The following is a 25,889-nucleotide window of genomic DNA, read 5'->3' as shown; positions in this document are numbered from 1 at the left end:
ACAGCCCGGAAGGCAGGGCAGGAGAGGCCATGGGGAACGATTTGACGGACGGAATCTGGGGCAACGGGCTGGGCGTCAGCCTTGAAATTCAGGAACTGGGGCGAAGGGTGGCGCAGTGCTGTCACATGGCGGACGACGTGCTCGCAGGTTTCCAGGAGATCCAGTTGGCGAACTGGGAATCACCTGCCGGGCAGGCATACCGCGATTCGGTCAGCCTGCAGGCGGTGGCGGTCCGCAGGGCGCTTGACCGGCTGCGGGAGGCGTCTGCCGCGGTGGCCGCCCACGCCAGCGCAGCACTGACGGCCGAGTGCTCGCCGGGCAGCCGGTTCTGATGGCCGATGTGACACCCTCCGGTTCAGGAGGTCCCATCCACGTTTCACCACCGCCCCTGGACGGCATCCTGACAGTTTCGGGCGGGGTAGGTGGCATCACCGTGCAGCTGGAGGAACTGGAGACGGGTGCCGCCAAGCTGGATGGTCTCGCCGGCCGTCTCGCCGCCGTCGAGTCCGAACTTTTCGGCGCATGGCAGGACCTCGGTCCTTACCAGAACCAGCCGCGTTCCACGGGCACCGCGGCGCTGATCGCCGTGGGAGAGGCCAGGGATGCGGTGCAGAAAGTCCGTCTGGAACTGCAGCGGATCAGTGGGCAGGTGCGCAGCTGCCGCTGGGATTATGAAATCGCAGAATCGAATGCCCACATGCAGGGGAGGCTGGGCATGTCCCCTCCCGCGGTGGAGCTTCAGAAGCACATCGACTTTTGGCGCACGGGATTCCTCAACGGTGCCGCCACCGAAAAGCTGGTGGCGAATGCCATAACCGTCCTTCCCGCGATCAAGCCGGGGGTTGGATGGCTCGTCCCCTCCTTGCGCCCTGGGCCGGTGGCAGTCAGGCAGGAAGAGAGCGTGCCCATCCATCTCGATGCCACTCCCGCCGGCCTGCTTGAGCGGGTCCGGCTGATCGAGGAGCGCGGCAGCGGCTACATCGAAGTTATCGAGGTGGATACCGGCGGCGGCAAGGCGTACGTTGCGGTCATTCCCGGGACCCAGGTGAACGACGACGACGAAGGCACCAATCCGTTCGACCTCTCCGGCATTGTCGACGGCCTGGGCAGCAACTCCGAGCAGGTGAATGCCGCTGTCCTGCAGGCACTCCGGGAGGCGGGCGCCGAGCCGGGAGCGGACGTCGTGGCGGTGGGGTACAGCCAGGGTGGAATCCATGCCATGAACCTTGCGGCGGACAAGGAGTTCCGCAACGAGTACGACATGAAATATGTCCTGACTGCGGGATCGCCCATATCGCGCATAACGCCTCCCCCCGATGTCAGCACGCTCCACCTGGAACACCGCACGGACTGGGTGCCCGGCAGTGATGGCTTACCGAACCGGGACAGCAGGAACCAGGTCACCGTGACCGTGACCAATGACCTGTACGTGCGCGGGGGAGAAGACGCCGGCCTGGGACCCGGGCACAGCCTGACGGGCTATCAGGAAGCGGCAGCCCTGGTGGGTGCCAGCAAGGACCCGTCGCTGGCCCAGTCCACTGCGGTGCTGGGTGGTGTGCTGGGTGCTGGCGGTGTTGCTACTGCCACCCGCTTCTCCTTGTCAAAGCCCCCGCCGCCCCCTCCGTCCATGGACCGAAGGGATCCCTTTTCGGGAAATCCTCAACGGGGTGCAAAGTAGGCAGGTGTTTGCGGCCCCCGTGGCAGCTCAAGAGATCTGCGCGGCGTGCATCGCGGCGTGGGTATCGAGCGGTGCGGGCTCCGGCGGCGGGACCGGCAGCGGCGCCGCGGGGGCCGGGGCACCGGGGCACCGGTAGTTGTAGTCGAGGTCCCCGTCAGTGAATTGGGTCAGGGCGACCGTCCCGCCGGGCGTGAGGGGAGCGGCCCCGCACAGCTCCTGCGCAGTGGGAGTGGATTCCGCACCCGCCAGCCAGCTCTTAAGGCCTGAGAGGTTGCTTCCCGGACTGATGGCGCCGACGATTTCGCCGAATTGATACGCCGTGGAGTAGATCCCGACGTCCGCGCCCGTGCTTTTCAGGTATGCGGCCATGCCTTCCAGCTCGGCGGCGTTGGCGGCCTTGTCCCAGAGCCAGCTGTTCCCGGTTTCGACATCCAGCCACCACATGTGCCGCACCGCGCCGTCGCCTGCTTCTTTCAGGATCACGACGTCGTTGAAGGCCATGGCGTACCCGTGGACGTAGGCGCAGGCCGGGGATGCCGTGCCGTCGCACGCTCCGTAGGGGTTGCCCACGTCGTTGCCTTGGTACGGGTTGCCAGCCGGCCACCACAAGGATTCCACCGGCCCGGTTGCGGCGGTGTTCACATACACCGCTGCCGGAGTTCCTGCGGCGGCATCGGAAGTGCGGTCCGCCCAGCCCAGCTGGGAGGACAGGCACGGATTGACCGTGTCCGGCCGCCCGCCGTTCACCCCAACCACCGCGAAGGCCGGCGGTCCGGGCAGGCTGCCGCCGCATTGCGGCCACGAGATGTCGTTGCCGAGCACCGCCTCGTCGCCAGGCGCCGCCCCTGCTGCGACTGCCCCGTGTGCCGGGCCGGCCTGCCAGGCGAACAGCAGGCAGGCCGCAACCAGGATCCTTTTGGCCTTCACTGATGCCCCCGTTCCAGAAACTGACAGCGATGGGCCACTCGGCGGCCCAACTGGCAGCAGCCTAGGAGGCTGCGTCCCGCGGGTCATGGGTGGCCGGTACTGCAGTTTCGGCGGGTTTTAGCGGAGGCGCACCTGCCGTGTACTTGGTTCGGGCGTTACCCCTACTTGGGTGGGCAGGTCCCGGACGGCCGGGCTCAGCGCCGTCCGCCCGGGAGGATGCCCGCCACCAGGGAGACCAGGGATATGATGATGGCGGCCAGCACCGCGGTCCAGAAGAAGGAATCAATGGTGAGGTGCACGGGGGTGTAACTGCTGATCCATGCGGTCAGGTAAAGCATGGCGGCGTTGATGACGATGGCGAACAGGCCAAGCGTCAGGATGGTGATGGGCAGGGCCAGGAGCCTTACCAGTGGCCGCACAAAGGCGTTGACCACCCCGAAGATGAGGCCGATGAAGAGGTAGGCAAGGACAATCCCGATGGTGCCGGTATCCTGCGATATCCCGGACCGCGCCACCGCATCGGATGCCGCGGTGCTTGAGATGTCCATTCCCGGCAATACCCAACTGGCCACCCAGAGAGCTGCTGCGTTGACGATGACGCGAAGGATGAATGAACCCATGACACCATGCTTCCACATGGCCAGTGGGGCGGCTTGGGGTGTGGGGCTGGATTTCAGGGTTTGCCTCCCGGGTGCCTCCGGCAGCCGCGAAGTAGGCTGGAACCATGACCTCATCTGAGACCAGGGCAGGCGGAATCGCGCCGCGCCCGGTGCTGGACCGGCTGCCCCGTTACGCCGCAGGAAAACCGCCCGCCGCCGTCAGCGGACTTGCCAGTTACAAGTTGTCATCCAACGAGAACCCGCTGCCGCCGATTCCTGCGGTCCTGGAGGCGATCGCCAGGCAGGATGACTTCAACCGGTACCCGGATCCACTAAGCAGCAAGCTGCGGGCTGCGCTCGCCGGGTTCCTGGGTGTGCCGGCCGAGGACATCGTGACCGGCGCGGGAAGCCTGGGGGCCCTGGGTCAGATCCTCGCTGCCTTCGCCGGGCAGAATGAGGACGGCAAAGCCGATGAAGTGATCTATGCCTGGCGCTCCTTTGAGGCCTATCCCATCAGCGTCGGCCTTGCCGGTGCGGAAAGTGTGCGCATTCCCGTGCTGCCGGACGGCCGGCATGACCTGGACGCCATGGCGGCCGCAGTCACCGCCCGCACCAGGGTCATCCTCCTCTGCACACCCAACAACCCCACCGGACCTGCCCTCACGGCAGCCGAGACCGAGGCATTCCTCCGGTCCGTTCCCGCCGATGTGGTGGTGGTGATCGACGAGGCCTACCAGGAGTTCGTCAGGGCGGCAGATGCCGTGGACGGGATTGACCTCTACCGGAAATACCCCAATGTGGTGGTGCTTCGGACGTTCTCCAAGGCCCACGGCCTGGCAGGACTCCGAGTCGGCTACAGCGTGTCCCATCCCGAACTGACCCAGTACCTTCGGATCGCCGCCACACCGTTCGCGGTGTCCCAAATTGCGGAGCGGGCGGCAATTGTTTCGCTCGAGAACTACGGCCAGGTTGTGGAAAGGGTACAAAAGCTCGTCGATGAAAGGGCGCGCGTCACCACCGGCCTGCGGGATCTCGGCTGGGACATCCCCGATGCGCAGGGCAACTTCGTGTGGCTCGCCCTCGGTGCCGAAAGTACTGTATTTGCGGAGTTTGCCGGGACACGCGCCCTTTCCGTGCGGGCGTTTCCCGGCGAGGGTGTGAGGGTAAGTATCGGGGAGGCCGAAGCCAACACGCGTTTTCTCCAGTTGTGTGCCGACTATACAAAGGCGACGGCCAGTTCCTAGCACTTAACAAGTAGCCCTTCCGCTACCTACCGAAGATAAAGTTAGGATCAGTAAGCCAATGTATATGCCGCAAGCGGAATGTATTCCTTTTGCGGCATATATCCCAGCGACATTTGCATTGCATCCGGATGCGGCAAGCAAGGAGACGGTATGGGCACTCATCTGCCTTCCACCGAGTTCGACGGAACAGCGGTAGACGACCAGCGGGAAGCTGATGCTGAAGCTGTCTTGGGCGCGCCCGCGGCCCACATGGTGCAGCTGCTCGGCCCCGACGGGAAGCTGGGCGCCGATCCGGTGTTCAGCAGCTACGCGGACAAACTCACCCCGGACGCGCTGCGCGGCCTGTACGCCGACATGGCCGCGATCCGCCGGTTCGACGTCGAAGCCACCGCCCTCCAGCGCCAGGGCCAGCTGGCATTGTGGGTGCCGCTCACGGGCCAGGAAGCCGCGCAGATCGGCTCAGGCCGTGCCAGCCAGCCACAGGACTACATCTTCCCCACGTACCGCGAGCACGGCGTAGCTTTGACCCGCAACGTGGATCTTGCGGAACTGCTGCGGCAGTTCCGCGGAGTCTCCAACGGCGGCTGGAACCCCAAGGACACCAACTTCCACCTGTACACGCTGGTCCTGGCCGCACAGACTCTCCATGCCGTGGGCTACGCGATGGGAATCCAGCGCGACCAGAAGCTCGCCGCCGCAACCGGAGGTGCAGGCAAGCAACCGGACGCCGCCGTGATCGCCTACTTCGGCGACGGCGCCAGCTCCGAAGGGGACGTCCACGAGTCCATGGTGTTCGCCTCCTCCTACAACGCCCCGGTGGTGTTCTTCTGCCAGAACAACCACTGGGCCATCTCCGTGCCCACCAACGTCCAGACCCGGGTCCCGCTTTCCAACCGGGCCAAGGGGTACGGCTTTCCGGGCATCCGGGTGGACGGCAACGACGTGATCGCCGTGCACGCGGTCACCGAGTGGGCGCTGGAGCACGCCCGCCAGGGCAACGGGCCGGTGCTGATCGAGGCCTTCACGTACCGGGTGGGGGCGCACACCACCGCCGACGATCCCACCAAGTACCGCCAGTCCGCCGAAGAGGACGCATGGCGGGCCAAGGATCCGCTGGCGCGGCTGGAGAAGTACCTTCGTGCCGAAGGGCTGGCGGATGACGACTTCTTCGCCAAGGTCAAGGCCGACGGCGACGAGCTCGCCTCCTACGTCCGGCGCACCGCCCACGACCTTCAGGACCCGGACATCCGGCAGGCGTTCGCCAACGTGTACGCCGAAGCGCACCCGCTGGTGGCCGAGGAACTGGCGTGGTTCGAGGAATACAGCGCAGGATTTGCCGGCGAGGACGAGTCCGCCGGGCACGCAGCAAAGGCAGGCCACTGATGACCACCATGACCATCGCGAAGGCCATCAACGAAGGCCTCCGCGCCACGCTGGCGGCCAACCCCAAGTCGCTCCTGATGGGCGAGGACATCGGCCCCCTAGGCGGGGTCTACCGGGTAACAGACGGACTGATCGGCGAATTCGGCCCCGACCGGGTCGTGGACACGCCGCTGGCCGAGTCCGGGATCATCGGCACCGCGATAGGCCTGGCCCTGCGCGGGTACAGCCCGGTGTGCGAGATCCAGTTCGACGGCTTCGTCTTCCCCGGCTTCAACCAGATCACCACCCAGCTGGCCAAGATCCATTCGCGCAGCAGCGGCAACCTCAGCGTGCCCGTCGTCATCCGGATCCCCTACGGCGGCGGCATCGGCTCCATCGAGCACCACTCCGAGTCCCCCGAGGCGCTGTTCGCGCACACGGCCGGCCTGCGCATCATCACCCCGTCCAACCCGCATGACGCCTACTGGATGATCCAGCAGGCCGTGGAGTGCAAGGACCCGGTGATCATCTTCGAACCCAAGCGGCGCTACTGGCTCAAGGGCGATGTGGACGTGCAGGGTCCCGGCCCCTCGGAAGACCCCTTCAAGGCCCACGTCCTTCGGGAGGGAACCGACGCCACCGTGGTCGCGTACGGCCCCCTGGTGCCGGTGGCTTTGGCGGCAGCGAATGCCGCGGAGGAGGACGGCAGGAGCCTTGAGGTCATCGACCTCCGGTCCATCTCCCCGATCGATTTCGACACCGTCACCGCGTCCGTCTTGAAGACCGGCCGGTTGATCGTCGCGCACGAGGCTCCCACGTTCGGCGGAGTGGGCGGCGAGATTGCCGCCAGGATCAGCGAGCGGGCGTTCCACTCCCTCGAGGCGCCGGTAATCCGCATCGGCGGTTTCCATATGCCCTACCCCGTTGCCAAGGTGGAGGAAGACTATCTTCCGGACATCGACCGCATCCTGGAGGCGCTGGACCGCGCCCTCTCCTACTGAGGACACCATGACCCTTAACAAGTTCAACCTGCCGGACGTCGGCGAGGGCCTTACCGAGGCTGAAATCGTTTCCTGGAAGGTCAAGCCGGGCGACGCCGTCGCCATCAACGACGTGATCTGCGAGATCGAAACCGCAAAGTCGATCGTGGAACTGCCGTCCCCTTTTGCCGGGACCGTCAGCGAGCTGCTGGTGGAGGAGGGCGTGACCGTTGACGTCGGCACGGCCATCATCAGCGTCAGCGACGAAGTCTCCGGCGATCCCACTCCTGCCGATGTCCGCGCGCCGCAGGCCCCGGCGCAGCCGCTGTATGGCAAGCTCCCGGTGGACGCGGCAGAAGAGCCGCCAGCGGCCGGCAGCGGGAGCTCCCCCGCGAATGCTCCCTTGGTGGGTTCCGGACCCAAGGCCGACGCCGTCAAGCGGCGTCCGCGCAAGAACCCACCCGCCGCTTCGGTGACGGTTAACGCTCCTGAGGTCGAGCCGGTGCAGCCGCGGACGCCCGCTGAGGTGACCGGCGGGGAATCTGCCGCCGTGGACAACCGCCCCACGCTGGGCGGCACCATCACTGGCCTGGTCAACCGGGTCCTGGCCAAGCCGCCCGTCCGCAAGATCGCACGCGACCTCGGCATCGACCTCGCAGATGTGGTGGCCACCGGTTCCCGTGGTGAGGTCACGCGCGAGGACCTGGTCAGCTACCAGGCGCAGCGCGACGAGGAATTGGACAAGGCTGATGGCTTCTGGGGCAAGGCCGGCAAGCCGCAGGACCAGCGCGTGGAGCGTATCCCGGTCAAGGGCGTCCGCAAGGCCACGGCCAAGGCGATGGTGGAATCGGCCTTCGCGGCTCCGCACGTCAGCATCTTCGTGGACGTCGACGCCAGCCGCACCATGGAATTCGTGAAGCGGCTCAAGGCCTCCCGCGATTTCGAGGGCATCAAGGTATCCCCGCTCCTCATCCTGGCCAAGGCTGTTATTTGGGCCGCCGCCCGCAACCCCAGCGTGAACGCGTCGTGGGTGGACAACGAAGACGGCAGTGCCGAGATCCAGGTCAAGCACTTCATGAACCTGGGCATTGCGGCCGCCACCCCGCGCGGTTTGATGGTGCCGAACATCAAGAACGCCCAAGACCTGTCCCTGAAGGAACTGGCCCTGGCGCTGAACAACCTGGCCACCACGGCCCGGGCCGGGAAAACCCAGCCCGGGGAAATGCAGGGCGGCACGCTCACGGTCACCAACATCGGCGCCCTGGGCATCGACACCGGAACGCCCATCATCAACCCGGGCGAGGTGGCCATCGTCGCGTTCGGCACCATCAAGCAGAAGCCGTGGGTCCTGGACGGCGAGGTGATTCCGCGGTGGATCACCACGCTGGGCGGATCCTTTGACCACCGCGTGGTGGATGGTGATTTGTCCGCCCGCTTCATGGCCGACGTCGCGGCCATCCTGGAAGAGCCCGCGCTCCTCCTGGACTAGGCCGTGCCCGTCAACACCGTGCCGCTGCGGGCGAAGAACCGCGCGGCCACCTGGGTCACGGAGGTACTCCAGCCGCCGGTGGTGGTCAGCATCCAGCTGTTGATCAGCCCGCTGGCCGAGCCGGGGTTTCCGGGAACCATCGGCTACGGCGCACTCGCGGCATTGTTTGTCTGCGTGCTTCCGCTGATCGTGCTGCTGGTCCTGGTCCGGCTGGGCAAGGTCACGGACCACCACGTGAGCGACCGCAGGCAGCGCGCGCCCGTGCTCCTGATGGCGCTGGCATGCATCGCCGTCGGACTGCTGGTCCTCGCAGCGGCAGGTGCGCCGCACAGTGTGATCGCCATGGTCCTGGCGGTGGTGGGCGGCGTCGCGGTGCTGGCCGCGGTCAGCCCGTTCTGGAAAATGAGCGGCCATGCCGCTGCCATATCTTGCGCCGCCGTCGTATCGGTGCTGATGCTCGGTGCCGCCTGGGCGCCGCTGCTGGTGCTGGTACCTGCGGTCTGCTGGTCACGCGTTGTGCTCCGGGCGCATACCCTGGCCCAGGTGGTGGCCGGTGCGCTTTTCGGCGGAGTGGTGATGGCCGGGATCTGGTGGCTGCTGCGCGGCTGGCTCGTGGGCTGAATGCCCGTCCCGGGGACGGGGGAGGGCGGCGTGCGGCCTAGTAGGCGGCGTAGGCCGTGAAGGCTTCGAGTACGGCCGGGTCGGCGCTGGTGCCGAGGAACACGGTGGCGGCCGTCATCAGCCCTCCCAGCAGGGCGGCCGCACCGGCCCAGGCGCTGAGGAGTTTCCAGTCTTCGCGCAGCACGCTCCGCACGGTCTGCGGCAGCTGCAGTCCGGGGGCGATCAGGTTGGGCGCGCTGTCCAGGCTGCCGTCGTCGAGCAGTGCCACCACCCTGCCGTTGCTGCGGTCCACCCGCATGGAGGAGATGTGGTTCCCGTGGCGGGCCAGGAGGATGTCGTGGCCGACGAGCTGACGGCGCTGCAGAGTAATCAAGGGAGGCCTTTGCTGGAGGTGGATTGGACGTGTCCACGCCTTTGGGGGCCTATCCAATTTTATCGCTGCGGGCCGCGCCGGACCGCCGTTTCGGCGGTGAGAACGGACACCCCCCGCAGCGATGTCCGCCACCACGGGGAGTGTCCGCCGTTACGCCTCAGTCGGCGTCGTAGGTGTTGGCGATGTAGACATCGCAGGGCGCGTTGTGCGCCACGCTGTTGGCCACGCTGCCAAGGACCCGGCCGATTCCGTGCATCCGCCGGTTTCCCACCACGATCATGCGTGCGTCCACACGGACGGCTTCCTTGATGAGGGCGTCCGCGGGCCGTCCGCGTGCGGCCGAGTACGTCACCGTGATGTCGCGGCCCAGGGATTCGGCCACGGTCCGGGCAACCTGCTCGGCGGCATCGGCGTCGGATACGATCCAGCGGTCGCTGCCGCTGCCGAACACCTCCGTCTTGTCGCTGTCGAACGCCGACACCACGTGCAGCGAGGCGCCCAGCGCCGCGGCCAGGTCCTTTGCCGATTCGGCCGCCTTCTTTGCCGTCGCGCTGCCGTCAACTCCTACAACGATGATTCCACCCATATACATGCTCCTCTGCTCGGTCTTCGGCACTCGTGAGCCTTACGCTACAGCGCCGCAATCGCTTCCTGAAGCACCGGCGCCAATCGGCGGACGCCCTCTGCGATGGCGTCCGGGGGAACGGCGCTGAAGGCGAGCCGCAGCTTGTTGGACGGCTCGTCCGACGGCGTGAAGGCGGCTCCGGGGATGAACACCACGCCGGCGTCGATTGCCTTGTGCAGCAGCGGATAGGTGTCCACGCCCTGGGGCAGCGTCACCCAGACGAAGAAGCCACCCTCCGGGCTGGTCCAGGTGGTTCCGGCCGGCATGTACTCCTCGAGGGCGGCCAGCATGGCCCGGCACCGTTCGGCGTACAGGCCGCGGTAGGTTTCGATCTGGCCCTTCCAGTCGTACTCGCGCAGGTACGCGGAGACCAGCATCTGGTTCAGGGCCGGCGGGCAGAGGGTGACGGACTCGGCGGCCAGGTAGTAGCGCCGCTGCAGGTGTTCCGGGACCAGGGCCCAGCCGATCCGCAGGCCGGGGGCGAAGATCTTGGAAAACGAGCCCAGGTAGATGACGTCGTCGGGGTTGGCGGCGCGCAGGGGGGCCAGCGGTTCGCCCTCGAAGCGGAGGAGTCCGTAGGGATTGTCCTCAAGGACCAGGATATTCGCCCTGCGGCATATATCCACCACCTGCTGCCGGCGTTCCTTGGCCAGCGTGATGCCGGAGGGGTTGTTGAAGTTGGGAATCGTGTACAGGAACTTGATACTTTTGCCGGCAAGCTGGAGGGCTGCGATCCGCGCTTCCAGCAGCGCCGGGACCAGGCCGTGCTGGTCCATCTCCACCGTCTCCACCTGGACCTGGTAGGCCTCGAACGTGTTGAGCGCCCCGACGTAGGTGGGGTCCTCCACCAGGACAACGTCGCCGGGATTGCAGAAGAGTTTGGTGGCCACGTCCTGTGCCGACTGGGAGCCTGCGGTGATCACCACGTTCCGTGGGTCTGCATCCAGGATGCCTTCCGCGGCCATGACTTCGCAGATCTGTTCCCGGAGCTCCCCGGTGCCCTGGCCTGCCCCGTATTGGAGTGCCGTCAGCCCGTCGTTGGCGATGATTGCGGCCGCCGTGTCCGCAAGCCGGTCCAGCGGGAGCGACTGCAGGTAGGGGCTGCCGCCGGCCAGCGAGACCAGGCCAGGGCGCAGCGAAATGTCGAAGACATCCCGGACGGCTGACTGGCGGATGTTCGCCGCCCGTTCCGAGAAGAGCTCCTCGTGGCGGTGTGCCGAGGTGGCGGCGCGCTCAATCGCATCGATGGCCTCCGCGGGCAGCGTACCGGCGGACGCGTCAAGTGTTTCGTGGGTCACAGAGCCAGAATACAGCCAGGTGTTGCTTGAAGGGCAACATCTGTTGATTCCTTATTTACGGCGGCGAGGCGGGCGCCTCCCGGAACGCGGGTGCCCGGCACGCCTGAGGCGTACCGGGCACCGGAAGGGCAGTTGGCTGCCTTAGGCTGCCGGGGTGGAAGCGGCGAGGGTGTCGAAGATGCCCTTGATCTGTTCCACAACCTCTGCGTCGTCCTTGGGGTGGACTTCGGCGAAGCGGACCATGGAGCCCGGCACGGCAAGCTTGACGTCTTCCAGGATCCGGGCGCCGGCGATGCCCGCGGCCTTGCGGGCCTCGTCCTGGGCCCAGACGCCGCCGTACTGGCCAAAAGCGGTTCCGACGACGGCGGTGGGCTTGCCCGCCAGCGCGCCGGCGCCGAAGGGGCGGGACAGCCAGTCGATGGCGTTCTTCAGCGTCGCGGGAACGGTGCCGTTGTATTCCGGCGTGACCAGCAGGACCGTGTCGGCCTCCGCGGCTGCGGCGCGCAGGGCGGCGGCTGCGGCCGGCACCTGGCCTTCGATGTCGATGTCCTCGTTGTAGAAGGGGATGTTGCCCAGGCTCTCGTGGATCACGACATCAACCTGCTCCGGTGCGTTGAGCTGGATCGCTTCCGCCAGCTTCTGGTTGGTGGACTCGGCGCGGAGGCTGCCGACGAGGGTCAGTACTGTGCTCTTGGTCATGGGAACTCCTGGCTAGGGGTGCGGCGGGGGGCCGCGATCGGTGAAACGTCAGGCTCAGGGAGCCTTCACCAGACTAAACGGACCGCGGTCCGCTTATATTCCCCATGGCTACACTGTCTTTGTGAGTTCCATCCCAGTGCGGCCGGGAATGACACCGGTGACGGCCGCGGAACGCAGCGATGCTGCCCGCAACCGGGAGCGCCTCCTGCTCGCTGCCCGTGACCTGATCGAACAGGGCGGCGCCGCGGCGCTCACCATGGACCGCCTGGCGGAGCATGCCGGAGTGGGCAAGGGCACGGTCTTCCGGCGTTTCGGCAGCCGTGCGGGACTCATGCTGACCCTGCTGGACGACTCCGAGGCCGCTTTCCAGGCGCGCTTCCTGTTCGGGCCCCCGCCCCTCGGGCCGGGAGCTGCGCCCCTGGACCGGCTGATTGCCTTCGGTGCCGAAAGGATCGCCTACGTCGTCGAGTACGGGGATCTGGTCCTGGCGGCCGGGAACGCCTCCCGGGGCAGGTTTGAAGTCCCGGCGGCGGCCCTCTGGAACCAGCATGTGGAGATGCTGCTGCGGGCCGGTGGTGTCGAGTCCCTGGAACCCGGGCTGCTGGCCGGGTCCCTGACGGCGGCCCTGGACCCCGAGCGGCTCCTGCACCTCATCCGGGAGCACGGCGTCACGAAGGAACGCCTGGCTGCATCATGGCGCGAACTTGTCACACGCGTGGCAGGCGGAGCGTAGATTACGCGGTGGAACGCGCTTCCGTCCAGTCAAGCCAACTTCACAGAACTATTCATAACGATCTGATACGGCCCGCGGGATTTCGGGGGACTACTGCGCTTCCCGGGTTAATGCTTGTGATAGTTTCCTCTGGAATGTGACCCGCAACATAGTCCACCAGGGCAAGCCCCAGAGGCGGCGGGAGGCCAGCTATCCGCTGGCCGCAGGTCCCGGGGAGGCCGGCACAACCCGTGCTCGCCCGGGGAAAACGGAAGGATCCAGCAGTGATGGTAGATGTGGGCGGCATGGCATACCAGCGGACACCGGAGTGTTTTTCCATCCAGCACACGGCGGCGCCGCGGAAGAAATAGCCCCCCATGCTCAAATACCTCGCCAAGCGCGGCATTACCTACGTGGTGATGATCTTCCTCACCACGTCCGCCGGCTACTTCCTGGCTGTCAGCTCGCTCAAGCCGGCACTCCTCGAGCAGGAGCGCATCCCCCGGCCCACCCCCGAACAGGTTGCCAACTCCATGCGGCTCAAGGGCCTGGACCCGGACCTCAGCCCGTGGGAGCGTTACGTTGACTGGCTCACCGGCATCGTCACCCGCTGGGACTGGGGCCGGAGCCCCAACGGCGCCTACATCAACGCCGAGTTCGGGGACCGCGTCTGGATCTCCTCCCGCCTCTTCCTGGCCTCGATCATCCTCACCCTTGTCATCGGCGTCGCCCTGGGCGTGTACTCGGCGGCGCGGCAGTACAAGTTCCAGGACCGGGTCATCACGTCCTACAGCTACCTGGCCTACATTGTGCCCGCACCCATCGCCTACTTCCTGGTGCAGCTGGGTGCCATCAACATCAACGAAACCGTCGGTGACCGGATCTTCTTCGTCACGGGCATCTCCACCCCGGGTGTTGCCCCGGGCTGGCCGCAGTTCGCCGACCTGATGGCGCACTACGTGGTGCCCACCGTGGCCATCACCCTGGTGGGCTGGGGCGCCTACCAGATCGCCCAGCGGCAGTACTTGCTGGACAACGTCAATGCCGATTTCGTCCGCACCGCCAGGGCCAAGGGCCTGAGCCGGAACCAGGCCATCGCACGGCACGCGCTCCGGGTTTCCTTCATCCCGGTGGCCCAGAGCATCGCCTTCACCATCCCGGCCATCTTCGCCGGCGGCTTCTTCGCCGAGAAGATTTTTGCCTGGCCCGGCGTGGGTTCCTGGAGCATCGACGCCATCTCGCTGCAGGACGTCAATGCCGCCACCGCCACGCTCGCATACGGCTCCGTGATCTTCGCCTTGGGCGCCATCCTGGCGGACTTCGCCACCACGCTTGTCGACCCGAGAGTGCGGGTGCAGTAGCCATGACAAACCTGAACGCCGTTGACCCGGCAGCCGTGGCGCAGGACGCGCACCTGGAAAGCGCGGACGTCGTCATTGGCAAGTCCACCATCATCATCCGCCGGTTCCTGCGCAACAAGACCGCCGTGACGGGCCTGGCTATCTTCGTTGCCCTGACAGTCTTCTCGTTCATCGGGGGATTCTTCACCCAGTGGGACAAGGAGACCATCGACCCCTTCAACATCGGGATGCCGCCGTCCGGCGAGCACTATCTCGGCACCTCGCAGGCGGGAATCGACCTCTACGCCATGACGGTGGAAGGAACCAGGATCTCTATCCTGATCGGCCTGGTGGTGGGCCTGGTGTCGGTGCTGATCGCCGCCGTCTACGGCTGCAGCATGGCCTACTTCGGCGGCAAAGTGGACAAGGTCATGCTGTTCATCCTGGAAGCGCTGATCATGATGCCGGCGCTCCTGGTGGTGGCTGTTGCCACCAGCGGCGGAGGGGCCGGCCTCAAACGCGACCTCCCTTCATGGCTGCTTCTGATCATCGTCCTGCTGGTGTTCAGCTGGATGGGAACCGCCAGGTTGATCCGGTCCATGTCCATGTCCCTCATGCAGCGCGACTTCGTCAAGGCAGCCCAGTACATGGGCGTCCCGCCGCGCCGGATCGTGTGGCGGCACCTGGTGCCCAACATCGGCTCGCTGCTGATCCTGGACATCACCCGCGGGGTCACCGCAGCCATCCTGGCCGAGGTCGCCTTCTCCTTCATCGGCATCGGCATCAAGGTCCCGGACGTGAGCCTGGGCGTGCTGATCGGTCAGGCCACGTCCCAGGTCTCAACCTTCCCGTGGATGTTCTGGGTGCCGTTGACCGTGATGTTCCTGCTGACCGGCTCGCTGGCCATGATGAACGACGGCCTGCGCGACGCCTTTGACCCCAGCTCCACTTCCAGCGGCAAAGCCAAAAAAGCCAAAGCCCGGACTATCCGTGCGGAGAAGAAGACGCCATGAGCAGCGAAACCACCACCGGAGCCACGGACCCGTCGCGTTCGATCATTGAGCGCCTGCACGTGGCAGGGCTGCACGCTCCCGGCGACGCCGTCCTGTCCGTCCGCGACCTGAACGTCCGGTTCAATACGGAAAACGGCGTTGTGCACGCCGTCCGGGGTATCGATTTCGACCTGCTGCCCGGCCGCACCCTGGGAATCGTCGGGGAATCGGGTTCCGGCAAATCGGTCACGTCCCTGGCCATCATGGGCCTGCTCGCGCCGACGGCGGAGGTCACCGGGTCCGTCCGGCTCAAGGGCCGTGAGTTGCTCGGGCTGAGCGATAAGGCCATGTGCGAATACCGCGGCAACGAGCTCGCGATGGTCTTCCAGGACCCGTTGTCATCCCTCACCCCGGTGTTCACCGTGGGCACCCAGATCATCGAAGCGCTCACCATCCACAACCCCGCGATGAGCAAAAAGGCCAAGGAAGCCCGCGCCGTCGAACTCCTGGCCATGGTGGGAATCCCCAGCCCCAAGGACCGGCTCAAGGCCTTCCCGCACGAATTCTCCGGCGGCATGCGCCAGCGCGTGATGATCGCGATCGCCATCGCCAACAACCCGCGCGTCCTGATCGCGGATGAGCCGACGACGGCACTGGACGTCACCATCCAGGCCCAGGTCCTCGAGGTGCTGCACAAGGCGCAGGAGGAGACCGGCGCCGCCGTCGTCATGATCACCCACGACCTGGGCGTGGTGGCCGGGATGGCCGATGACATCATGGTCATGTACGCGGGAAAGCCGGTGGAAACCGGGGCCGTGGACCACATCTACTACAACCCGCGGATGCCCTACACGATGGGCCTGCTCGGGGCCGTTCCGCGCGTGGACGTGGCCGAGAAATCCTCGCTCGTGCCCATCGAGGGGATGCCGCCGAACCTGATCCACAGCCCCACCGGCTGCTCGTTTGCGCCCCGCTGCCCCCTGGCATCGGACGCCTGCCTGGACGGTGAACCTGCCCTGGAGCCAGTGGACGGCGATGGACTGCACCGCGCCGCCTGCATCAAGTCCGGCTCGCTCGGCGGCACGGTGGACGTGCTCGATGTCTTCGCCGCCCCGCCGGTACCAGTCTCCCGCTTTGACGCCATCCCGCGGGCGGAACGGGCCACCGTCCTGCAGCTCACCGACGTCCGCAAGCACTTCCCGCTGACCAGGGGCGCCCTGATCAAGCGCAGGATCGGCACCGTCAAGGCGGTTGACGGGCTGAGCTTCGACATCCGCGAGGGCGAATGCTTCTCCATCGTGGGCGAGTCCGGCTCGGGAAAGACCACCACCCTGCTGGAAATCATGGAGTTCCACCCGGACCAGGACGGCGAGGTGGTGATCGGCGGCCTGAGCAACAAGCAGGCGGCCGATGCCAAGACCAAGGGCAAGATGCGCCGCGAACTCCAGATGGTCTTCCAGGACCCCACAGGTGCCCTGGACCCGCGTTTCACCGTCTACGAGGTCCTGGCCGAACCTTTGCAGAACGCGGGCATGGACCGGACGGCCATCAAGAAGCGGATCATGGAGCTGATGAAGCTCGTGGGTTTGCAGCCGGACCACGTCAACCGTTTCCCCAACCAGTTCTCCGGTGGACAGCGGCAGCGGATCGGGATCGCCCGGGCCCTGGCCGTGAACCCCAAACTGGTGGTCCTGGACGAGCCTGTCTCCGCCCTGGACGTATCGGTCCAGGCCGGCGTCATCAACCTCTTGGACCAGCTCCGCGCGGAACTGGGGCTGAGCTACCTGCTGGTGGCCCACGACCTGTCAGTAGTTCGCCACATTTCCAACCGCGTGGCCGTGATGTACCTCGGAAAGATCGTGGAGATCGGGGCTGTGGACCGGGTTTTCGACAATCCCCGCCACCCCTACACCCGTGCCCTCCTGTCCGCCATCCCGGTCCCCGACCCGCAGCTGGAACGGACCCGCGAACGCATCATCCTCCAAGGCGACCTGCCGTCCCCGCTGCAGGCCCCCAAAGGCTGCAATTTCGCCACCCGCTGCCCGGTCTTCGCCGCATTGCCGCCCGCGAAGCAGGAAAAATGCCTCACCCTCGAACCGCTCCTGGAAGCCGCAGCACCCTCGGCGGCCGTGCAGGCCCTGCAGCAGGCTCCCGTGCCTGCGCCGGACCAGCAATTCGCCTGCTTCTACCCGGACGGGGAAATTGATGAGGACATGCTGGTGGTCCATGAACCGGCGGACCACCTTGCACCCTAGGATTTTTTCGACCCCACCCGCACCACCACTCGCACCAATCGAAGGGAAAACCATGAGGAAACTGAACAGGATCGGCGGGGCAGCAGCCATTGCTGCCGCCCTGACGCTGACGGCCTGCGGCGGTGGCGGTGCCAGCGGCCCCGAAACAGCCAAGGGGCAGGAGGCAGGCAGCGACCTGTCCAAGCTGATCAGCATCAACGAGAAGCCGGCAGCCGACCTCCAGCAGGGCGGCAAGGTTACCCTTCCACTGGGCAACATCGGCCCTGACTTCAACGGCTTCTCCAACAACGGAAACAGCGCGGACAACTCCGCCCTGCAGATTCCCATGAACCCGGTCGCCATGAACAGCGGCGGCATCGGTGGCTGCTGGAAGGTGGACTTCAAGGGCAAGGTCACCCCGAACACCGACTTCTGCGAGTCGGTGAAGAGCGAGGTGAAGGACGGCAAGCAGACCATCACCATCGAGGTCAACCCCAAGGCCACCTACAACGACGGCACCCCGATTGACGTCAAGGCCTTCAAGAACACCTGGAACATCCTCAAGAGCCCGGACGCCGGCTACGACATCGTCAGCTCCGGCGCCTACGAATTCGTCGATTCCGTTGAGGCCGGCAGCAGCGACAAAGAGGTCATCGTCAAGACCTCCCGTCCGGTCTTCCCGGTCGACTCGCTGTTCTTCGGACTGATCCACCCCGCCGTCAACACCCCTGAAATCTTCAACAACGGCTTCAACGGCAACATGCACCCGGAGTGGATGGCCGGCCCGTTCAAGCTGGACCAGTACGACACTGCGGCCAAGACCGTGACCCTGGTGCCGAACGACAAGTGGTGGGGCCAGAAGCCGGTCCTCTCCAACGTCGTCTTCCGCCAGCTGGAAACCAGTGCGCAGATCGCGGCGTTCAAGAACGGTGAGATCGATGCCATGTCCGCCAACACCATCTCGCTGTACAAGCAGCTGGACGGCACCAAGGATTCAGACATCCGGCGCGGCCAGCGCCTCTTTGCCGGTGGCCTGAACCTCAATGCCCAGCGCATCACCGATGTCAACGTCCGCAAGGCCATCTTTACCGCGGTGGACCGCGAAGCCATCCGCAAGGTCCGTTTCAACGGGCTGAACTGGGAGGAGCCCAGCTCCGGTTCCATGATGCTGCTGCCGTTCTCCGAGTACTACCAGGACAACTACCCGGTCAAGGAAACCGGCCCCGACGCCGCCAAGAAGGTGCTCACCGACGCCGGCTACACCGCCAACGCCAGCGGCGTCATGGAGAAGGACGGCAAGCCCGCTTCCTTCAAGATCAGCAACTTCGGTGACGATCCCACCACCCTGGCCGTGGCACAGACCCTGCAGAAGCAGCTCCAGGCCGGCGGCATGGATGTGGGTATCGACCAGCGGGCCTCCGCTGACTTCGGCAAGGTCCTGGGCAGCCGCGAGTTCGACTTGAGCATCTCGGGCTACACCGTGGGCCCGGATGCCACCGACGCCGTCAAGCAGTACTACGACTCCAAGGTCAACGAGAACAAGCTGGGTGACGCCGATCTGGACAAGAAGATCGCCGACCTCGCCTCCATCGAGGACAACGCAGCGCGCAACAAGGCTGCCATGGACGTGGAGAAGGAGCACATGGCGAAGTACTACTCCATGGGCGTGGTCTTCAACGGCCCGCAGATCTCCTTCGTCCGCACCGGCCTGGCCAACTACGGCCCGTCGCTCTTCCAGAGCACCTCGCAGGTCCCGGACTGGACCACCATCGGCTGGGTCAAGAAGTAACCACCCCGGCCGCGGTGTAGCCGCACGCCACGAAGCCGGCATCCCTGGCCACCAGGGGTGCCGGCTTCGTGTTTGTCCGGCCCGGTCTAACACTGCGCACCCCGGGGTAGCGTAGTTTCCATGACCGGAACTGAAGGCGACCCGCGCACCATCCGCACCGCCGTCGTCGGCTACGGGCTGGCCGGGAGCGTGTTCCACGCCCCGTTGCTGGCAGCCAACGGCAGCTATTCGCTGGACGTCATTGCCACGTCCGACCCCGGACGGCAGGCGGCTGCCTCGTCCCGGCTTCAGGGGGCGGACGTGGTGCGCGACGGCGCCGCTGTCCTTGGGCGGGCAGCTGACCTTGACCTGGTGGTATTGGCGACGCCGCCGGACACTCACTATCCGCTGGCGAAGGCGGCCCTGGAGGCTGGACTGGACGTGGTGGTGGACAAACCGTTCGCGGTGACCAGTGCGCAGGGGCAGGAACTGGTTGAGGCGGCACGGCAATTGGGCAGGGTATTGACGGTCTTCCACAACCGACGGTGGGACGGTGATTTCCTGACCCTGCGGAAACTGCTGGCCGCCCGGGCCCTGGGCGAGGTGGCCAGGTTCGAGTCCCGGTTCGAGCGCTGGCAACCCACCATCGCCAAGCCTTGGAAAGCACGGGCCACCGCCGCGGACGGGGGAGGGGTACTGTTCGACCTTGGCAGCCACCTGGTTGACCAGGCGCTGCAGTTGTTCGGTCCCGCCACGGTGGCCCACGCCGAGCTGACGGCGCGCCGGTCCGATGAGCGGGCGGATGATGACGTCTTCCTGGTCCTGCGGCACGAATCGGGCGTGACCAGCCACCTGACCATGAACATGATGTGCGCGCAGCAGGAGCCGCGCTTCCGGCTGCTCGGTTCGGTGGGCGGGTACCTGAAGAACGGCGTGGATCCGCAGGAGCCCTACCTCGCCGCAGGCGGCAGCCCCCTGGACGCCGCGTACGGGCAGGAAGGTCCGGAATGGGCGGGTCTGCTGGGCCGTGACGGCCACCTGGACGCCCTGCCCACCGAACGGGGAGCCTACCCGGAGTTCTACCGGATTCTGGCGGAGAAGATCCTCGACGGCGGCGTAAGCTCGCCGTTGCCGGCTCCCGTAGACCCGGAAGACGCCGTCGAGGTCCTGAGAATCATTGAAAAGGCACGCGAACTGGCCTAAAACCGTCGATTGCTCCGTAGATGCCGTTTGGAGGGCTCAAAAGGACAAGTACGGAGCAATCGATGAAGGGCTTAGGCGGAGACCAGGTCGTGCCAGTCGGAAACCAGGGGCAGGTTGTGGGCTTCGGACACGGAGTGGTGTGCCACGTGGCCGGCGGCGATGTTGAGTCCGGCGGCCAGTGCGGGGTCGCGGTCGAACGCGGCCTTGACGCCCAGGTTGGCCAGGGACACGGCGTAGCGCAGGGTGACGTTGGTCAGTGCGTAGGTGGAGGTGTTGGGCACGGCGCCGGGCATGTTGGCCACGCAGTAGAAAATGGTGTTGTGCACCTTGTAGGTGGGTTCCTGGTGCGTGGTGGGGTGCGTGTCCTCGAAGCAGCCGCCCTGGTCCACGGCGATGTCCACCAGGACGGAGCCGGGCTTCATCCGGGCCACGAGGTCGTTGGTGACCAGCTTGGGGGCCTTGGCGCCGGGGATCAGGACGGAGCCGATCACCAGGTCGGCGTCCACTACTGACTTTTCGATCTCGTACTTGTTGGAGGCAACCGTCTTCAGCCGGCCCTGGTACTGGGCGTCGAGTTCGCGGAGCCGGTTGATGTTGATGTCCAGGATGGTCACGTCTGCACCCAGGCCCAGGGCCATGGCGGCGGCGTTGGTTCCGGCCACGCCGGCGCCCAGCACAACCACCTTGGCGGGGCGGACGCCCGGGACGCCGCCCAGCAGCACGCCCTTGCCGCCGGCCGGTGCCATCAGCGAGGTGGCGCCCACCTGGACGGACAGGCGTCCGGCCACCTCGGACATGGGTGCCAGCAGCGGCAGCGTGCGGCCTTCCTGGACGGTCTCGTAGGCGATCGCGGTGACGCCGGAGTTGATGAGCGCCTGCGTCAGTTCCGGCTCGGCCGCGAGGTGCAGGTAGGTGAAGAGGATCAGGCCCTTGCGGAAGCGGTGGTATTCGGCCTTGACCGGTTCCTTGACCTTCATGACCATGTCGGCGCGGGACCAGACGTCGTCAGCCTCGTTCACGATCTCGGCGCCCGCGATCGCATATTCCTCGTCGGTGATTCCCGAGCCCAGCCCGGCCCCGCGCTCCACCAGGACGGTGTGTCCGTGGGTGCGGAACTCGTGGACGCCGGCAGCGGTGATGGCTACGCGGAATTCGTTGTTCTTGATCTCTTTGGGGACGCCGATGATCATCGTCTGCTCCAAGGTGTGGTCCCGGCATGCCGGGAAAAGTGGAAGGATTTTCGTGTTTCAACGATAAATCCGCCTGTGAGCCAGACGACACGAAGCGGGCGGAAGCCTGCGGACTGAGCCGCGTCATTCCGGGGTTTTTGCCATTCCAAGCTCGACAACTGTCGAGTCCTGAAGCGTCAGGTGTCGCCTCGTGTTGGTTCGTGGGACCGGCTCGTCAGGCAGTAGTGTGAGCCCATGCAGCAGCAGGGTGTGGAACAACTCGTCGAACAGGTGGCGCAGAAGCTTGGCCGCGGCTTATCGCTTGAGGACCTGGACGGCCTGCTGCTCGCCTACAGCTCCAACCAGTCCCACGCAGACCGCGTCCGGGTGAATTTCCTGCTAAGCAAGAAGGTCCCGGCGGATGTCAGCGCCTGGCAGCTGTCCCACGGGATCGCCACCGCCGTCCGGCCGGTGGTGATTCCGGGGAACCCGGACCTGGGCATGCTGGGCCGGGTCTGCGTCCCGCTCATGGTCCGGGGGTTCCGCGTGGGCTATCTGTGGGTCCAGCAGGACTCGGCAGAGGAAAGCCCGACGGCGATCCTCACCCAGTTGCCGGGCGTCAACCACGAGCTTGAGCTGCTCTCCGGGCTCCTGCTCGACTCGAACACGGCGGAATCCGAATTCCGGCGGGGCAGGGAGCGTGAGTTCCTGGCAGCCTGCGCCGGGGAACCCAACGCGGTGGCGGCGGTGGCGGGCTGGAAGGAAGTCCAGGGCCGCGGCCCCTGGCAGATGGTCACCATCCTCGACGCCGACGGCTGGGCCAGCGGGCCGGACCCCATCGCATCGGCCCTGATCCACCGTTCAACGGCGCTGCAGGCGACTGTGGGTGTGGATGCCGCGCTCTTCAGTGCCGGCACCGAAACCCATTCGGTGGTGCTGTTCCGCGAATCAACGGGCCGGGCCAACCACGCCCAGGTGCTGGTGCACTACCAGCTGGAGCTGGCCAAGCGCTCTGGCCGGCCGGTCCACCGGATCATCCTGGGGATCAGCGAGGGTTTCGCCAGGACGCGCCAGCTCGCGGAGGCCTACCGGCAGTCCCGGCTGGCAGCCCAGGCGGCCGCCGTCGACCCGCAGCTGGGGGAGCTGGTGGACTGCCGTGCCACCGGCGTCTACCAGCTGCTCGCCTCGGCCGGCGGGGGAGTGGGCGCGTGGGCGGACTCCGGGTCCGTGTACTTCCGGATGCTCGAGGACCACGACCGCAACGGCGAGCTCATCCCCGTCCTGGAGCTGCTGTATGACAATGACGGCTCCGTCCAGGACGTGGCCACCCGGCTCCACCTGCACCGCAGCAGCATCTACAACCGGCTGGGGCGGATCCGTCAGCTGCTGGGGGTGGACCCGCTGAAGGGATTGCCGCGGCTGGAACTGCACGCCGCGCTCAAGATGCGGCGCTGGGCGGCAAGGCCCAGGATCTGACGCCAGGATTCCGGGTTAGCGGGAGGCTGCCCCGGCGAAGGACCGGATGGCGTCCGCCACCTGCCGTGGGCGCACATGTTGGACCACGTGGCCTGCCTGCGGTATTTCCACGAAACTTCCCTGCGCCACGGCCTGGGCGAGCCGAATGCACCACTCCGGCCCGGCCACCTGGTCATGGTTGCCACGCAGGACCAGGACGGGCACATTGATGCCGGCCAGCCGCCGTTCCGTGGGGTAACCCATCATCACCGGCACCTCGGTGAAGTACCAGCGCGGGCCGCAGCGGAAGTAGTCCGTGAGCACAATCCAGTTGGACGAGGCACTTTCCCGGAGCAGCGCGTCCAGGGAGAGGGCCACGCCCTGCCGCAGGACGCTCCGGTGCCGGGAGTCCACCACGGGTCCCATCAGGACCAGCCGGCGTGCCCGTTCGGGTGCGTAGAGCGCGGCCTCGATGGTGAACTGTGCGCCCATTGAGTGTCCCACCAGGATGTAGGAGTCGATGCCGCTTGCCTTCAGTGCCTGGGCGATGAAGGCGCCGTAGTCCGCCGCGGAGAGCTGCCTGCCAGGCCGCGGGGTGCCGGCGAAACCCGGCAGGTCAAGGGAGTAGGTGGGGGCGCCGGCCAGTTCGTCGTGCAGGCGGCGAAGGTAGCGGTGGGAGACGCCGATGCCGTGGATGAGGACATACGCCGGTCCGGCAGGGTTGCCTGCGGCGTCCTGCCCGGGCGCGGGAGTGCCGTCAGCCCAGAGCAGCCTGCCCGTCACGCCGTTGGCGGCCACCTCCGTTGAGTGCAGCCTGGCGACTTTCCGGCTCCCTCGGCCGAGGTGAAACCGCACTACTCTGCCTCGCCGGCGTGGCCGGCGGCGGCCTTGTCCTGATGGCGCTTCTGGTCCTCAAACTTCTGGTGCTCCAGCCACGCCATGATGTCAGCCTGCCGGATCCTGCGGTGCGAGCCGCGGTACTCCACCGGGATCTCGCCGCGGTCCGTCATGTTGCGCAGGTAAGTGTGCGAGATCCCCGCCAGTTCCGCCGCCTGGGAGGTGGTCAGCATTTCCTCCACGCTGCCCACGGTCACCGTTTCGCCGCGTCCCAGCCGTGCCAGGAGATCCACGACGGCGTCCCTCGCCTGGGCGGGCAGGCGGTGGACGGTGCCGTCCACGAAGACGGTGATGTCGTTGCTGTCCTCCAGGGCGCGCGCAAGGCTGCCGGCCTCGCCTGCGGGCAGGCCGGCCGTAACGCGGGGGGCTATCAATGCCATGGAGGTAGCCTATCCCGCGTCCGGGTGACCGCAGGCCGGCCGGTTCTTCCGGATCAGAGCCCCAGTTCCGCCAGGACCGGCAGTTTCTCCCGTACCCATGCCCGGGCTTCCGTGGCGCTCGGTGCGGAGAGGGCGAGTTTTGCCAGTTCCTGGGCCTCGGAGAGGGTGACCGTCTTCAGGACGGCGGCCACCGCTGCGAGCGAGCGGGCCGTCATGGACAGGGTGGTCACGCCAAGGCCGGTGAGGACGACGGCGAGGGCGGGGTCAGCGGCAGCCTCACCGCAGACGCCTACGGGCTTGTTGTGGCCTTCGGCCCTGGATCCTTCCACCGTGAGCCCGACGAGGCGCAGGACCGCAGGCTGCCACGGGGTGTTCAGGTTGGCCAGGGGGCCGAGCTGGCGGTCGGCGGCCATGGCGTACTGGGTGAGGTCATTGGTGCCCAGGCTGGCGAAGCCCACTTCGCGGAGGATCGCTTCGGCGGTGAGTGCGGCGGAGGGGACCTCCACCATGACGCCGGGGGTTTTGATGCCGGCGTCCGCGCACATGGAGGCGAAGCGCGCGGCTTCCTCGGCGGTGGAGATCATCGGGGCCATGACCCAGACGTCCGCCTCGGACTGCTGCTGGGCCAGGGCGATGGCTTCCAGCTGCCGGTCCAGGACGCCGGGGGTGGTGAAGTCGGTGCGGTAACCCCGGACCCCGAGGGCCGGGTTGGGTTCCGTGGAGTCGGTCAGGAAGGGCAGGGGCTTGTCGGCGCCGGCGTCCAGCGTGCGCAGGACCACTTTCTTGCCGGGGAAAGCGTCGAAGACGCTCTTGTAGGCCGCTGCCTGTTCCTCCACGCTGGGTTCGGTATCGCGTTCCAGGAAGCAGAACTCGGTGCGGAACAGGCCCACGCCCTGCGCTCCGAGCTTCGCGGCGGCTTCGGCGTCCTTGCCGCCGCCCACGTTGGCGAGCAGCGGCACCAGGTGGCCGTCCGCCGTCGTGCCCGTGCCGTTGAATTCTGCCAGCAGGGATGCCGTGGCAGCCCAGGCCTCGGCTGTCGCCCGGAGGGTCTCGTCCGGGTCGGAGGTGATGTTTCCGGCGGCGCCGTCAACGTACACCTCGGTGCCGTCCGCGAGTTCGTCAACGCCGACGGCGGCAACTACTGCCGGCAGGCCCAGGGACCGGGCGATGATGGCCGTGTGCGACTGGGGGCCGCCCCCTGCGGTGACCAGCGCCAGGACCTTGTTGGGGTCCAGCGTGGCAGTGTCGGCCGGTGCCAGGTCCTCGGCCACCAGGACGAACGGGGTGTTGGAGGCGGGGATGCCCGGCGCGGGAACTCCGCGGAGAGCCGCGACGATCCGGGCCCTGACGTCAAGGACGTCCGTGGCACGTTCGGCCATATAGCCGCCCAGGTTGTGAAGCATCTCGGAAACCGAGGAACCGGACTCCCAGATGGCGCGTTCGGCGGAGGTCCCGCGGGCCACAAGCTTGGCCGCGCCCTTGATCAGCATGGTGTCCTTGGCCATCAGCGCGGTGGCTTCCAGGACTGCCTTGCCGTCCCCCACGGCATGGGTGGCCCGGTCCTTCAGTTCGTCATGCACGGCCTGGGCCGCGGCCTTCAACGCTGCAGTCGCTTCTTCGGCAGTGGTACCGGCCGCCAGCTGCTCGCCGGCGGGCGGCTCGCTGATTGGTTTGGGCATCTGGCGGATGGTGCCGATGACGCGGCCCGGACTGACGCCTACTCCTGGGAAGTTCTGCACTGAAGGTCCTCATTCTCTGCCGGTAGACAGGCCCGCCAAGTTCTCCGGCGCCGTGCCGGGCTGCCGGTGGACTGCTACGTCCAGGGCAGGAAACGTGCCTGAAAA

24 protein-coding genes are annotated in these 25,889 nt (G+C 66.7%); 14 read left to right on the top strand and 10 right to left on the bottom strand.

Going from position 1 to position 25,889, the window contains the following annotated elements; genetic code table 11:
• Window positions 1-29: 29 nt before the first annotated feature.
• The gene (locus ACFVVC_RS11325; protein ID WP_387452823.1) at window positions 30-332 is read left to right on the top strand and encodes a hypothetical protein; all 303 of its coding nucleotides are present in this window, start codon (window positions 30-32) and stop codon (window positions 330-332) included.
• Window positions 332-1,678 (top strand): hypothetical protein, encoded by a 1,347-nt coding sequence (locus tag ACFVVC_RS11320; RefSeq protein ID WP_387452820.1) that lies wholly within the window; start codon window positions 332-334, stop codon window positions 1,676-1,678. The genes ACFVVC_RS11325 and ACFVVC_RS11320 overlap by 1 nt, the downstream gene beginning before the upstream one ends.
• A gap of 27 nt (window positions 1,679-1,705) precedes the next feature.
• On the opposite strand, the gene ACFVVC_RS11315 is transcribed toward ACFVVC_RS11320, so the two are convergent.
• Window positions 1,706-2,605, bottom strand: a complete 900-nt coding sequence (locus ACFVVC_RS11315) for a hypothetical protein (protein ID WP_387452817.1) — start codon at window positions 2,603-2,605, stop codon at window positions 1,706-1,708.
• 194 nt (window positions 2,606-2,799) lie between these two features.
• Complete coding sequence (locus ACFVVC_RS11310; protein WP_387452814.1) at window positions 2,800-3,225, bottom strand: phage holin family protein; 426 nt, start codon at window positions 3,223-3,225, stop codon at window positions 2,800-2,802.
• Between the two features lie 104 nt (window positions 3,226-3,329).
• Here ACFVVC_RS11310 and ACFVVC_RS11305 point away from each other — a divergent pair, with 104 nt between their 5' ends.
• The 5 genes from ACFVVC_RS11305 (at window position 3,330) to ACFVVC_RS11285 (ending at window position 8,900) form a co-directional block, all read left to right on the top strand.
• On the top strand, window positions 3,330-4,448 hold the full coding sequence (locus tag ACFVVC_RS11305) for a histidinol-phosphate transaminase (RefSeq protein ID WP_387452812.1): 1,119 nt from the start codon (window positions 3,330-3,332) through the stop codon (window positions 4,446-4,448).
• Window positions 4,449-4,598: 150 nt separating this feature from the next.
• Entirely contained in the window at window positions 4,599-5,831 is a 1,233-nt protein-coding gene (gene pdhA / locus ACFVVC_RS11300; RefSeq protein WP_387452809.1) for a pyruvate dehydrogenase (acetyl-transferring) E1 component subunit alpha, read from the top strand.
• Window positions 5,831-6,811 (top strand): alpha-ketoacid dehydrogenase subunit beta, encoded by a 981-nt coding sequence (locus ACFVVC_RS11295; protein ID WP_387452806.1) that lies wholly within the window; start codon window positions 5,831-5,833, stop codon window positions 6,809-6,811. Before pdhA ends, ACFVVC_RS11295 begins: the two co-directional genes overlap by 1 nt.
• Window positions 6,812-6,818: 7 nt before the next feature.
• The gene (locus ACFVVC_RS11290) at window positions 6,819-8,279 is read left to right on the top strand and encodes a dihydrolipoamide acetyltransferase family protein (protein WP_387452803.1); all 1,461 of its coding nucleotides are present in this window, start codon (window positions 6,819-6,821) and stop codon (window positions 8,277-8,279) included.
• Between the two features lie 3 nt (window positions 8,280-8,282).
• Window positions 8,283-8,900, top strand: coding sequence for a phosphatase PAP2 family protein (locus ACFVVC_RS11285; RefSeq protein ID WP_387452800.1), 618 nt, complete (start codon window positions 8,283-8,285; stop codon window positions 8,898-8,900).
• Window positions 8,901-8,937: 37 nt separating this feature from the next.
• Here the strand turns inward: ACFVVC_RS11285 and ACFVVC_RS11280 are convergent, their stop codons facing one another.
• From ACFVVC_RS11280 to ACFVVC_RS11265, 4 genes are all read right to left on the bottom strand, one after another.
• Window positions 8,938-9,273 (bottom strand): hypothetical protein, encoded by a 336-nt coding sequence (locus ACFVVC_RS11280; protein ID WP_018763688.1) that lies wholly within the window; start codon window positions 9,271-9,273, stop codon window positions 8,938-8,940.
• 157 nt (window positions 9,274-9,430) lie between these two features.
• On the bottom strand, window positions 9,431-9,859 hold the full coding sequence (locus tag ACFVVC_RS11275) for a universal stress protein (RefSeq protein WP_387452796.1): 429 nt from the start codon (window positions 9,857-9,859) through the stop codon (window positions 9,431-9,433).
• 44 nt (window positions 9,860-9,903) lie between these two features.
• Window positions 9,904-11,196, bottom strand: a complete 1,293-nt coding sequence (locus ACFVVC_RS11270) for a PLP-dependent aminotransferase family protein (protein ID WP_387452793.1) — start codon at window positions 11,194-11,196, stop codon at window positions 9,904-9,906.
• A 141-nt stretch (window positions 11,197-11,337) separates the two neighbouring features.
• Window positions 11,338-11,895 (bottom strand): NAD(P)H-dependent oxidoreductase, encoded by a 558-nt coding sequence (locus tag ACFVVC_RS11265; protein ID WP_387452790.1) that lies wholly within the window; start codon window positions 11,893-11,895, stop codon window positions 11,338-11,340.
• 121 nt (window positions 11,896-12,016) lie between these two features.
• Here ACFVVC_RS11265 and ACFVVC_RS11260 point away from each other — a divergent pair, with 121 nt between their 5' ends.
• The 6 genes from ACFVVC_RS11260 (at window position 12,017) to ACFVVC_RS11235 (ending at window position 20,144) form a co-directional block, all read left to right on the top strand.
• Window positions 12,017-12,628 carry a TetR/AcrR family transcriptional regulator gene (locus ACFVVC_RS11260; RefSeq protein ID WP_387452788.1) on the top strand — a complete coding sequence of 204 codons (612 nt, stop codon included), beginning with the start codon at window positions 12,017-12,019 and terminating at the stop codon, window positions 12,626-12,628.
• A gap of 356 nt (window positions 12,629-12,984) precedes the next feature.
• Entirely contained in the window at window positions 12,985-13,968 is a 984-nt protein-coding gene (locus ACFVVC_RS11255) for an ABC transporter permease (RefSeq protein WP_387452785.1), read from the top strand.
• 2 nt (window positions 13,969-13,970) lie between these two features.
• On the top strand, window positions 13,971-14,960 hold the full coding sequence (locus ACFVVC_RS11250; RefSeq protein ID WP_018763682.1) for an ABC transporter permease: 990 nt from the start codon (window positions 13,971-13,973) through the stop codon (window positions 14,958-14,960).
• Window positions 14,957-17,194, top strand: a complete 2,238-nt coding sequence (locus ACFVVC_RS11245) for a dipeptide ABC transporter ATP-binding protein (protein WP_387452781.1) — start codon at window positions 14,957-14,959, stop codon at window positions 17,192-17,194. Before ACFVVC_RS11250 ends, ACFVVC_RS11245 begins: the two co-directional genes overlap by 4 nt.
• Before the next feature lie 52 nt (window positions 17,195-17,246).
• A complete protein-coding gene (locus ACFVVC_RS11240; protein ID WP_387452778.1) occupies window positions 17,247-18,962 on the top strand; it encodes an ABC transporter family substrate-binding protein in 1,716 nt (571 codons plus the stop codon).
• A 120-nt stretch (window positions 18,963-19,082) separates the two neighbouring features.
• Window positions 19,083-20,144, top strand: a complete 1,062-nt coding sequence (locus ACFVVC_RS11235; protein WP_387452775.1) for a Gfo/Idh/MocA family oxidoreductase — start codon at window positions 19,083-19,085, stop codon at window positions 20,142-20,144.
• Window positions 20,145-20,215: 71 nt separating this feature from the next.
• Here ACFVVC_RS11235 and ald read toward each other — a convergent pair whose 3' ends face one another.
• Window positions 20,216-21,334, bottom strand: a complete 1,119-nt coding sequence (gene ald / locus ACFVVC_RS11230) for an alanine dehydrogenase (RefSeq protein ID WP_387452772.1) — start codon at window positions 21,332-21,334, stop codon at window positions 20,216-20,218.
• Between the two features lie 234 nt (window positions 21,335-21,568).
• Between ald and ACFVVC_RS11225 the strand changes: the two genes are divergently transcribed.
• Complete coding sequence (locus ACFVVC_RS11225; protein WP_018763677.1) at window positions 21,569-22,789, top strand: CdaR family transcriptional regulator; 1,221 nt, start codon at window positions 21,569-21,571, stop codon at window positions 22,787-22,789.
• A 15-nt stretch (window positions 22,790-22,804) separates the two neighbouring features.
• Here the strand turns inward: ACFVVC_RS11225 and ACFVVC_RS11220 are convergent, their stop codons facing one another.
• From ACFVVC_RS11220 to ptsP, 3 genes are all read right to left on the bottom strand, one after another.
• Window positions 22,805-23,539, bottom strand: a complete 735-nt coding sequence (locus ACFVVC_RS11220; RefSeq protein WP_387453450.1) for an alpha/beta fold hydrolase — start codon at window positions 23,537-23,539, stop codon at window positions 22,805-22,807.
• 83 nt (window positions 23,540-23,622) lie between these two features.
• Window positions 23,623-24,045 (bottom strand): helix-turn-helix domain-containing protein, encoded by a 423-nt coding sequence (locus ACFVVC_RS11215; RefSeq protein WP_387452769.1) that lies wholly within the window; start codon window positions 24,043-24,045, stop codon window positions 23,623-23,625.
• A gap of 53 nt (window positions 24,046-24,098) precedes the next feature.
• On the bottom strand, window positions 24,099-25,784 hold the full coding sequence (gene ptsP / locus ACFVVC_RS11210; protein ID WP_387452767.1) for a phosphoenolpyruvate--protein phosphotransferase: 1,686 nt from the start codon (window positions 25,782-25,784) through the stop codon (window positions 24,099-24,101).
• Window positions 25,785-25,889: the final 105 nt, after the last annotated feature.

Source organism: Pseudarthrobacter sp. NPDC058196 (assembly GCF_042882685.1).
In the GTDB taxonomy this organism is placed as follows: domain Bacteria; phylum Actinomycetota; class Actinomycetes; order Actinomycetales; family Micrococcaceae; genus Arthrobacter.
The sequence above is the reverse complement of the archived record's forward strand: the minus strand, read 5'-3'. Positions and strand labels throughout refer to the sequence as shown.

Coding starts and splice junctions, on each gene's coding strand:
- ACFVVC_RS11325 (WP_387452823.1), top strand. CDS start 30: ATGGGGAACGATTTGACGGACGGAATCTGGGGCAACGGGCTGGGCGTC.
- ACFVVC_RS11320 (WP_387452820.1), top strand. CDS start 332: ATGGCCGATGTGACACCCTCCGGTTCAGGAGGTCCCATCCACGTTTCA.
- ACFVVC_RS11310 (WP_387452814.1), bottom strand. CDS start 3,225: ATGGGTTCATTCATCCTTCGCGTCATCGTCAACGCAGCAGCTCTCTGG.
- ACFVVC_RS11305 (WP_387452812.1), top strand. CDS start 3,330: ATGACCTCATCTGAGACCAGGGCAGGCGGAATCGCGCCGCGCCCGGTG.
- pdhA (WP_387452809.1), top strand. CDS start 4,599: ATGGGCACTCATCTGCCTTCCACCGAGTTCGACGGAACAGCGGTAGAC.
- ACFVVC_RS11295 (WP_387452806.1), top strand. CDS start 5,831: ATGACCACCATGACCATCGCGAAGGCCATCAACGAAGGCCTCCGCGCC.
- ACFVVC_RS11290 (WP_387452803.1), top strand. CDS start 6,819: ATGACCCTTAACAAGTTCAACCTGCCGGACGTCGGCGAGGGCCTTACC.
- ACFVVC_RS11275 (WP_387452796.1), bottom strand. CDS start 9,859: ATGGGTGGAATCATCGTTGTAGGAGTTGACGGCAGCGCGACGGCAAAG.
- ACFVVC_RS11265 (WP_387452790.1), bottom strand. CDS start 11,895: ATGACCAAGAGCACAGTACTGACCCTCGTCGGCAGCCTCCGCGCCGAG.
- ACFVVC_RS11255 (WP_387452785.1), top strand. CDS start 12,985: ATGCTCAAATACCTCGCCAAGCGCGGCATTACCTACGTGGTGATGATC.
- ACFVVC_RS11250 (WP_018763682.1), top strand. CDS start 13,971: ATGACAAACCTGAACGCCGTTGACCCGGCAGCCGTGGCGCAGGACGCG.
- ACFVVC_RS11245 (WP_387452781.1), top strand. CDS start 14,957: ATGAGCAGCGAAACCACCACCGGAGCCACGGACCCGTCGCGTTCGATC.
- ACFVVC_RS11240 (WP_387452778.1), top strand. CDS start 17,247: ATGAGGAAACTGAACAGGATCGGCGGGGCAGCAGCCATTGCTGCCGCC.
- ACFVVC_RS11235 (WP_387452775.1), top strand. CDS start 19,083: ATGACCGGAACTGAAGGCGACCCGCGCACCATCCGCACCGCCGTCGTC.
- ald (WP_387452772.1), bottom strand. CDS start 21,334: ATGATCATCGGCGTCCCCAAAGAGATCAAGAACAACGAATTCCGCGTA.
- ACFVVC_RS11225 (WP_018763677.1), top strand. CDS start 21,569: ATGCAGCAGCAGGGTGTGGAACAACTCGTCGAACAGGTGGCGCAGAAG.
- ACFVVC_RS11215 (WP_387452769.1), bottom strand. CDS start 24,045: ATGGCATTGATAGCCCCCCGCGTTACGGCCGGCCTGCCCGCAGGCGAG.